Source organism: Streptomyces sp. NPDC058671 (assembly GCF_042716475.1).
Taxonomy (GTDB): Bacteria; Actinomycetota; Actinomycetes; order Streptomycetales; family Streptomycetaceae; genus Streptomyces.
This window is the reverse complement of the sequence record NZ_JBHXSA010000033.1, coordinates 58,985-67,664: the sequence shown is the minus strand read 5'-3', so window position 1 is coordinate 67,664 and position 8,680 is coordinate 58,985. Positions and strand designations below refer to the sequence as shown.

10 protein-coding genes and 2 pseudogenes are annotated in these 8,680 nt (G+C 67.0%); 7 read left to right on the top strand and 5 right to left on the bottom strand.

All coding sequences use genetic code 11. From position 1 onward, the window contains the following. Positions 1-360 precede the first annotated feature (360 nt). From ACFWV2_RS30365 to ACFWV2_RS30350, 4 genes and pseudogenes are all read left to right on the top strand, one after another. Positions 361-486: pseudogene (locus ACFWV2_RS30365) on the top strand (AAA family ATPase); the annotation flags it as partial. A gap of 298 nt (positions 487-784) precedes the next feature. Further along, positions 785-1,183, top strand: a complete 399-nt coding sequence (locus ACFWV2_RS30360) for a hypothetical protein (protein WP_384409817.1) — start codon at positions 785-787, stop codon at positions 1,181-1,183. Between the two features lie 1,209 nt (positions 1,184-2,392). Further along, positions 2,393-2,596: a hypothetical protein gene (locus tag ACFWV2_RS30355; protein ID WP_384409815.1), complete on the top strand. Its 204-nt coding sequence runs from the start codon at positions 2,393-2,395 to the stop codon at positions 2,594-2,596. A 331-nt stretch (positions 2,597-2,927) separates the two neighbouring features. Then, a complete protein-coding gene (locus ACFWV2_RS30350) occupies positions 2,928-3,455 on the top strand; it encodes a ferredoxin (protein ID WP_384409813.1) in 528 nt (175 codons plus the stop codon). Positions 3,456-3,472: 17 nt separating this feature from the next. Here the strand turns inward: ACFWV2_RS30350 and ACFWV2_RS30345 are convergent. The 4 genes and pseudogenes from ACFWV2_RS30345 to ACFWV2_RS30330 all read right to left on the bottom strand — a co-directional run bounded on the left by ACFWV2_RS30345 (position 3,473) and on the right by ACFWV2_RS30330 (position 6,924). After that, a pseudogene (locus ACFWV2_RS30345) lies at positions 3,473-4,353 on the bottom strand (IS5 family transposase). A gap of 293 nt (positions 4,354-4,646) precedes the next feature. Beyond that, complete coding sequence (locus ACFWV2_RS30340; protein WP_384409811.1) at positions 4,647-5,279, bottom strand: hypothetical protein; 633 nt, start codon at positions 5,277-5,279, stop codon at positions 4,647-4,649. Further along, positions 5,276-5,407: a hypothetical protein gene (locus tag ACFWV2_RS30335; RefSeq protein WP_384409809.1), complete on the bottom strand. Its 132-nt coding sequence runs from the start codon at positions 5,405-5,407 to the stop codon at positions 5,276-5,278. Before ACFWV2_RS30335 ends, ACFWV2_RS30340 begins: the two co-directional genes overlap by 4 nt. Before the next feature lie 398 nt (positions 5,408-5,805). Beyond that, positions 5,806-6,924, bottom strand: coding sequence for a YncE family protein (locus ACFWV2_RS30330; protein ID WP_384409807.1), 1,119 nt, complete (start codon positions 6,922-6,924; stop codon positions 5,806-5,808). Between the two features lie 246 nt (positions 6,925-7,170). Between ACFWV2_RS30330 and ACFWV2_RS30325 the strand changes: the two genes are divergently transcribed. The 3 genes from ACFWV2_RS30325 to ACFWV2_RS30315 are packed head-to-tail and all read left to right on the top strand — an operon-like array spanning position 7,171 to position 7,957. After that, positions 7,171-7,680, top strand: coding sequence for a helicase associated domain-containing protein (locus ACFWV2_RS30325; protein WP_384409823.1), 510 nt, complete (start codon positions 7,171-7,173; stop codon positions 7,678-7,680). Continuing rightward, positions 7,635-7,733: a helicase associated domain-containing protein gene (locus tag ACFWV2_RS30320; protein ID WP_384409819.1), complete on the top strand. Its 99-nt coding sequence runs from the start codon at positions 7,635-7,637 to the stop codon at positions 7,731-7,733. Before ACFWV2_RS30325 ends, ACFWV2_RS30320 begins: the two co-directional genes overlap by 46 nt. Next, entirely contained in the window at positions 7,721-7,957 is a 237-nt protein-coding gene (locus tag ACFWV2_RS30315; RefSeq protein ID WP_384409821.1) for a hypothetical protein, read from the top strand. The genes ACFWV2_RS30320 and ACFWV2_RS30315 overlap by 13 nt, the downstream gene beginning before the upstream one ends. Before the next feature lie 71 nt (positions 7,958-8,028). Here ACFWV2_RS30315 and ACFWV2_RS30310 read toward each other — a convergent pair whose 3' ends face one another. After that, positions 8,029-8,673 (bottom strand): TetR/AcrR family transcriptional regulator, encoded by a 645-nt coding sequence (locus ACFWV2_RS30310; protein ID WP_384409805.1) that lies wholly within the window; start codon positions 8,671-8,673, stop codon positions 8,029-8,031. Between the last annotated feature and the right edge of the window lie 7 nt (positions 8,674-8,680).

Below are 8,680 nucleotides of genomic sequence, written 5' to 3'. Positions count from 1 at the left end.
GACAACACCAAGCCCGCCTCAGCCACTACAAACAACGCGGCCACACACCACCAGAAACTACCCAACCATCAGACCAAAGACCGTTGCAGTACTAGTCGGTCATGGTTCCTCGAAGATGCTGTCGGGCAACGTCTCAGACAGCATCGACCACATCTCATGGCTCCCGTCAGCCGGACCACTCGTTGTGATGCCATGGAGATGAGGCAGCGGTTGGTGCCAGACACGTTGGGGAAACTCTTCCTCCGAGTGGTGCCTGAGACGCCGGTCCGTCCCCAAGGAGGCGGACGTCGCAGAGCTGACGCCCCCCGGCGCCGGGGCGCAATTGCGTTTCTGAGCCCCCGCGCTCCGGACGTCGGAATCGACCCCCGCCTCTGCGCTGCGATCGTCGATCGCCTCACCTTCGGCAGCAACATCATCGAGACCGGCACCGACTCCTATCGTCTCGCCACCACCCGAGCACGAGCCGAGCAACAGGTCGTCGGCTGACCTCGCTTCATCAGGGCAGGGGCCTCGATCCGTCTCGTCGCAGACGTGGGGCAGGATGGCGTCATGGCACAGCAGATCTTGCCCCCGTCGGAATCCTGGCGCCGGATCGACGCCTGGCTGGCGACCCACGCGGCGTTCGATTTCGCCCTACTCAATCCGCCTGCGACACGGGATGACATCGAGCGGGCGGAGCGACTCCTCGGCATCCCCCTGCCTGGTGATCTTGCTGAGTCTCTGCACTGCCATGACGGGGTGAGCGCCTGGGCGACCTTCCTGCCGGAAGCAGTCACCGCTCTCTGTGAGCGGCATCGTGAACCATTGGCAGACCTGCATGGATGTCGCGGCGGAGAACGATGGGCTGACCCGTCGCCCCTGGGACGACGAGCCGTGGTGGCACCCGCTCTGGGTTCCCTGGGCCGAGAGCGCCGATGGCGGGGCACAGGTGATCGACCAACGTCCTGGCCCGGGCGCCGGGCGTCTCGGTTGGGCAGGCCACGGTGGTGGCGGCGACTTCACCGATTCCTGGCCTGCTCTTGCGGGCCTTCTCCACGCGGTCGCCCATGTGCTCCACGAAGGCGGTGACGTGCGCGGGCTGCATCCCTACCTCACCACCAAAGGTGAGCTTTGGTGGGACGACGCGGGCCGTGAGGAACTCAACGGTCAACCGCTGAGGGCAGCACCGATCGGACTGCCCTAACTGTCAGCCTCGCAGACCTGCCGCCGAGCCGACGCGAACCATCTGACTGCTCCTACTTCTCGCGAACAATTCCGAGGCATCTGCCTCGTCGTCGTTCTCGAAACCCACCGACAAGTGCTCCCCGCTGTCACCTACGCAGCCACCGGGCAACTTCCCCACGGCCGCCTCGCCCGAGCCCCGTCACTCAGCGTGCACGCTCCACTGACCCCACGCACTACACGAACGACAGCCAACCTTCACTGGAAAACGACAGCAACCATCACCAAGAAAACGACACCCCTACAAACCCACCCACACCAACCACCAGCAAGGACACCTCACACACCCAGTGCAGACAACTGACGCCCCCCACTGAAAACACACGACGCCTATCAGGTGCCGACCACCGCGCCGGGCCCCGAGCGAGGAAGCCCAGCCGGGTCGAGGAGGCCTGGTCGAGGAGGTCGGCCACCGCGCTCCAGGCACCGTCAGGACGAGCCCGAGGACCAGGACCACGAGCACCACCAGGACGTGGCCGGCGCACCACCAGACCGGGCCGTGGAGAGACCCTCACACCCTGCCCACCCACCAGGCAAAACACCCTGTGAGCCACACAGGCCGGGGCGCACCACGGACACGCTGATGAGCGGCGCCGGTGTCCTCCGACATCGAAGTTGGATCAGCTGCCATCGAAGATGGACGGCCTGCATCCCGCGTTCTATCTCCTGCGCGCCCTTGTCACCAGGAACGCCACTCCGACGATGACGATCAAAACGATGGCGATGATCCAGAAGGACGGAGAACCCTGCCCCGCTCCTTTGGCCAAGAGCTGCATGTGCGACATGTCGTTCCCCACCCGTCCGTGGCAGCTGCCTGTGGCATTCGATCGAATACTGGATTCACGCTTACCCATGAATCCGTCCAACTTCGTTGGCAGCCGGTCCAAGTTCACTGTCACGGGGCAGCCGGGACGCTCACCATGAAGAGGTTCGGACCGCCGGCCTCAGTCCGCTCGCGCCTGAAGAGCGAGCTACACCGCCACCAGGCGACCACGCCGGCCACGCTCAGACCCTCGCCGTCGCCGTGACCTGCTTCGGTGCCCAGGAGCTCGGCGCGTACGGCGTACGCTAGGCCAGGACACGCTGAGGGTCGGTCAGGGGCCGGCCGCCGCGTCTCCGACCCGCGTAAGGGTCCACACCGGCACCGTAAAGCCGCACACGGCGTCCTGCGATGCTGCCCATCGTGGTCTGGCTGGGCATCGCCGCTTTCGTGTACTTCATCTACAACCCAGTCGTCGCCGCGGTCGAAGGAGGGCTCTTCCTCGCCTTCTTCCTGCTCGGCTTCACACTCCGAAGAAGATCCGGACACTCCCCAAAGTGCAGCCTGTACGGCGCGACAGGCGGAGTACTGGACAAGTCGATGGTCGGGTTCTGAGACCGGACAACAACGGCCCACCCGAACCCCGGACGCCGGCCGACCCACCCCATAGACACCGCACCACAATGTCACCACCAGGAGCCAACCCACCCCTGACCAGCACGAACGACACCCCACCCCCGATGACAACTATCGCAGCGCCCCAGTGACAATCACCCGCGGTGTCGCACTCAGGGTGGGGGCGTGTGCGATTCGGAGTGTGAACAGGTACGCGGTTGGCAGCCGATCATCCGCCCAATCGGCACCCGACGGCAGCAGCTTGGTCACCTCCCGCTAGCAGAGATTAGGTTCTGTCCGGTGAATCCTTCTTCCTGGCTACCCTTCTGCTGTGAAGCTCTACTTCGATCCGGTGCCGCTGCTAGGTGACGCGCGCGAGTCGTTCCAGGGGCGGTGGACGGATCGGAAGTGGCTCAACGTGCCCGGACCGTTCTACGGGGCCGACACCGACAACTGCGGTACGGGCCGAATCCATGCCCCGGGACTCGTGCTCTATGAGGGTGAGTACTTCACCGAGTACGTCTACCAGCAGCCCCGTAGTGCGGAGGAGCTCCGGCAGTTGGTCGATGCTGCCGAGGCGGAGTGCCTCTCTGGCTACGGCTGCGACGGCGACGAGCATTGGACGCCGGCAGCGGTCCGGGAATGGTGGCGTGACCGAGGCCGAATCCGGGAGTATCTGGCGGACCGGCGCGGTGCATGGGAGGCCGACGACGAGAAGTCAGGGCAGGGCACTGCTGCCGCCGCCCGCGACTACGCCATGTACCTCGAGGGTGAGCTCGCCGCGCACCTCCGGGCTTATCTCTTCTGGCTCGACGAGCGACGTCTTCCGACGCTGACGGACCGGCTGCCACGGCTCTAGCCGTGACCGGAGAAGCGTCAGTCGGAAAGCCAGAGGCGGATCGCTACGACGGTGACAGTTCCGTGGTAGACGTAGGCGCGCTTGTCGTAACGCGTCGCCACGGCACGGAAGCCTTTGAGCCTGTTGATCAGGCGCTCGACTTCGTTGCGGCGTCTATACGCCGTGCGGTCGAACCCGGGCGGTCGGCCGCCAGCTGAACCGCGTGGGCGAGGCGGTGGTCGAGCTGGTCGGCCTTCTCCGTGCGGGATCTGTCGTTTGCGCAGGTAGACGCGTATACGTCGGCAACTGTATGCCTTGTCTGCGCTCAGCGAGTCGGGCCGGGTGCGTGGGCGGCCACCACCTGGGCGAGGCACGCACACCTCGGCCATAACGTTCTCGAAAACGGGTGCCGTCGTGGGCCTGTCCAGGCGTGACGACAAGCCCGAGCGGGCGCCGTCCGCCGTCTCCGGCCAGGTGGATCTTCGTGGGCAGGCCACCACGGGAACGACCGAGGCCCTCGTCAGTTCGGTGCCTCGCAGGCACCGCCCCTACCTTTGAGCCGTTCGTCGGGGCGACCTTGCGGGCACCGGCGGCATGCTGGTGGGCCCGACAGACGGTGGAGTCGACGCCAACCTGACTCCAGTCCAGGCGACCCTCCGCGTGGGCCGTCGCCTGAGCGGCCCTCAGGATCCGGTCCCAGGCCCCATCGGCCGACCAGCGCCGGTGCCCGCTCATAGATGGTCTTCCACTTCCCGTAGCGCACGGGCAGGTCCCTCCACGGGCCACCTGTGCGCTCGCGGAAGTGGATACCGTTCACCACACGACGGTGGTCGCTCCATTGGCCGCACCGCCCGCCGTTCATCGGCAGATGCGGCTCCAGCCGAGCCCACTGCTCGTTCGTCAGATCGCCTCGTCCCACGCGCTGCGAACGATCAAGGTGCCCCGCCCCAGCTCCAAGATCGTCTACCGATTCACCGGACACGGTCTAGTTGGCGCTGAATCCTCTTTGTACGCGAAGCCGCGGCAGAGAGGGCGGCGTCCTCGCTGGGCTCAGGTCAGTGGGGTGTTGGCCAGGACCCGGCGCAGGATGGCCCAGGAGAGGTCGGACTCGGTGGCGAAGGGGCGCTGCTCCTTGGACTCCTCGTCGATGTGGTTGAAGGAGTCACGGCTGTAGCTGTCACCGTCCTCGTCTTCGTCCTCGACGCCGGTCTGCTACGGGTTGAGGTAGACGTGGAAGCTGGCGCCGAAGTCGGCGGAGGCGTTCATGTAGCCGGGGCCGGTGGAGCCGCCGCCGCCGTCCATCGGGCAGTACACCCGGTGCACGGCGTAGTTGTCCCTGGACAGCCAGGCGCACTGGCCGGGGGTGAGGGTCAGCAGGCCGAGTTTGCGGGCGTCCCAGTCGAGGTGCTCGTAGACCATGACGTCGAGCTGGCCGGCGAGGCAGAAGACGATGCCGGTGGTGTGGCCGTGGGAGTGGATGGGCGAGTAGTGCTGGGCGGGCCAGATCTCCAGGACGACGGGCGAGCCGATGTCGCCCTTGGGGTGGTCGTCGGGGTGGAGGTGGCCGTGTTCGGCTGCCAGGTGGTCGTAGTCGCCCCGGCCGGTGCAGGCGACGCGGATGTACGGCGGGTGGGTCTTGTCGTGGTTGTACTTCTCCACCAGGATCTGGCGCAGCAGTCCCACCTTCTCGCCGGGTGCGGTGGCGGGGGCGAGGTGTTTGCGCATCGCCTCGATCTCCCACGCCGACAGGCGCAGGTCCTCGGCCTTGCGCGCGAGGTCCATGACGGCCGGGGGGATCATCAGCTGGCGGGCGTACTCGTCGAAGGACGTGGCCTGGCCGATCACGAGGGACGGGGCGGCCTCGGCACCCCTGAGGCGCAGCTGCCGTTCTTCTTCTTGGTGATGTGGAAGGGGTACTGTGCATCGCCGTATTCCGGTTGCCCGGCGGGCGTCTGGGCGGTGGTCAGGCTCATCAGTGGGGACTCCTTTGTGTGGATGTGTGTATGTGTGCCGCGGCTCGGCGCGGCACACATACACGTCGGGCTGAGCTGGGGCTTGGACTGGATAGGCGGGTGTTCGGGGTTGACGTGCCGGCGTGGGTGCACTGGGGCGGCGCACTCCGTCCGGGCGGTGCGACGCAGGTGCGGGCACAGAGGGCGGCTCGGCACATGGCGGGGCAGCCCGCGCCGGCTGCGAGGCGATGCGCTCAGCAGCCCGTGGGTGATCTGGTGACCCGTCCGCGCTTACGGATCCGGTGGTGTTGACGCCGCTTCGGTGGCCGCCCGCCGCTGCGAGGGGACGGTTGCGCACGGTGAAGTGCCGCCTGGCGCAGTCGGTACGCGCCTTGCAGGGCGGCGTCCCTGGTGCCGTGTCAGTGGCTGGGCAGGCGGGTGGCCCTAAGGCCGTCGAGGGGGTACTCCTGGGGCAGGCGAGCCGGGTCGCCCGGCACGGTGATCAGCACGGTGATCGGCCGGAACGTGCCCGCGGCGAGGAACTGGTCGCCCACCGAGCTGAGGTATGCCTTGCCGTCCTGAGCGATGACCTCCACGCCGGATGCTTCGGCTTTCGCGGCCTTGACCGTCGGCAGGTCGAAGGTGATGCGGAACTTCCTGACGTCCTCCGCCGTGCCGCTGTCCTTGCTGACGGCGGTGAGCGTGAGGTCGAAGCTGTAGACCCGGCCCCGGGGCTCGTTGTTCTCCCATGTCCGGTTGAACTTCTTCGTCACGGTGATCTCGTCGTAACTGGGCGGGACGGGCAGAGGGGTGATGCGCCCGGCGCCGTTCATGATCTCCAGGTTGCCGACGGGCACCCTGCCCCGTCCGATGCGCTGCGAGTGGTCGGGGATCGTCGCTGTGGTCAAGTCGAGGTGGTTGACGTTGCCAGCGGAGTCGACGGCGTAGAAGTTGCCGTCCTGGTCGAAGAAGGTGGCCGAGTACGCCTTGCGGGAGCCTGCCGCGGGGCTGGCTTGCGCGGACGGGAAAACACCCTGCTTGAGGACGGTCTTCATGGGCTGGCGGCTCGGGTCGATGAACAGCAGGTCACCGTTGTCGCCCTCCACTGAGTACAGTCGCCCGTTCTTGGGGTGGTAGGCGAAGTCGTCCCACCGGCCGCCTCCCGGTGCGTTGCGGGGTGTGGCCTTGCCGGCTACCACGTCGATGGCGTAGCTGGGTGTGCCGGGGTTGCTGACGGCGAAGAGGGTCTTGCCGTCGGGATCCATGTCGCCGTCGAACCAGGGCCCGTCGGGCAGCCCGTCGATGACCTGCTCCTTCAGGGTGCCGGCCGCCACGTCGATGGTGATGAGCTTGTTGCCGCTCACTGCCAGCAGCAGGGGCTCGGTGTCGTCGCCGCGGTACTGCGCACCCATGGCGGTGTAGCCGGCCTCGTAGGGCCGCACGTTCTCGACGACGCGGGTGTCACCATCGATGGGGTCGAAGCGGTAGATCCGGGTGCGAGTCCTGCCGACGGCGAGATACACCTTCCGGTGAGCCATGAAACCAAGCGTCCTTCCATGCGACTTCGGAACGCTTCAAGAACTGCCCCTGATCCACACCGCCAAGCACGCTGGGTATTCGTTCGAATACAATAAGCCATAACGGTCAACAGCAGGAGCACCACTCATAAGAGCGACGCTGCGTCTGGTCAACCAGGGGTACCGGGTGGGCATCTTCCTGAAGAACGCGCGGGCCGCCGCCCGGAAGGCTCAGGAGATCGAGCAGCGGGTGCCGAGGGGCTGCCGGTGGAGTCGTCGGCCGGGGCGCTGTCGGACGAGCGGCGCGAGCAACTGGAGGAGATCGACCCGTCCTGGTGCCCCACCTGGCCCGTGGAATGGCAACGCGCCTTCTACCTCACCCGACCGCACCTGGAAGCCGGCGGCGCACTGCCCATGTCGCCGGGCGAGTGCGTACACCAGGGCGAGGACCTCGGACGGTGGGTACGGGCGCAGCGGCTGGGCTGGGACAAATTCACCACCGTCCAGCAATTGATGTGCGAACACATCCTCGGTATCCAACCCGCCACCGACGACGAGAAACCCAAACCGCGGACCAGCCAGGCCGACAAATGGGCGATGCACTACGCCGCCGCCCGGCAGTACTACGAGCGCGAAGGGCACCTTCAGGTCCCGAGGAAGCACGTCGAGCGGATGGTCGGCGAGGACGGAACGGTGGTAGTGGCGAGGACCAGGAGGTACGGGAACTCAAGCTGGGGGCCTGGATCGGGAATCAGCGGAGCAGGGCCGCGACACTGACACCCGAACGAATCGAGCAACTGTCCAAGGTCGGCATGCGGTGGGCGTGCTGACCATCGTCGTCACCGCGGCCGCCGCGATCACGGTCGGCTATCTACTCGGACGGCTGCCCCGTCCCAACTGTCAGCACCCAGCCCCTGCCATCACGGCCCTGAACAGCGACAACACATCTCACGCTGTACCGACCGGCAACAAACCGACCCGCAGCAATACCAAAAACGTCAGCACCAAATCGGCATCCATGACAACAGCTGAATCAACCACGACAACCCACTGAACAGCAGAAAGGCCGAGACTGACCCACTGACATCACCATGCCGAACCACCACCGGCAAAACCCGCAGATCATCAGTGGAGCGTGCCGAAGGCGCCGGCACCGGCCGCCGCGGCGGCGACCGCGGCGGCGCGGCGCGGCAGCGTCGGGTCGGGGGATGCTCTGAGCAGCAGTAGCTCGTGGTAGAGCGGGGCGGTCGCGGCGACGAGCAGCGCCCGGCTGTCGGCGGGACCGGGCAGCTCCCCCCGAGCGGCCGCCCGGGTGACGACCACCGCACACCGGGCGTAGCGGTCCTCCCAGAACCGCGACAGCGCTGTCGCCGCCTCCGCAGACCGGAACCCGGCTGCGATCAGGGCCGTGGTCAGGTTCGGCCCGCCGCCCGCCAGTGCCTCGAACACCTCCTGGTTGAGGGCGGTCAGGTCGCCCTCCAGCGACCCGGTGTCCGGGGGGCTCCACAGGTCGTCGGACGCGGCGTCGAGTACGTCGGCGAGCAGGCACCCGATGTCGCGCCAGCGCCGGTAGACGGTCGTGCGGTGGACGCCGGCGCGTTCCGCGACCGCGTCGACTGTCAGTCCGTCGTACCCCGCCTCCAGGAGCAGTGCGCCCACCGACTCCAAGACCTGGGTGCGGACGCGGGCGCTCCGGCCGCCCGTCCGGCGTCGCCTCGTGGCCGGTTCGTGTCGGCCGGAATCTTCGCTTGCCTGCGTACGGGAATACATGCCAACA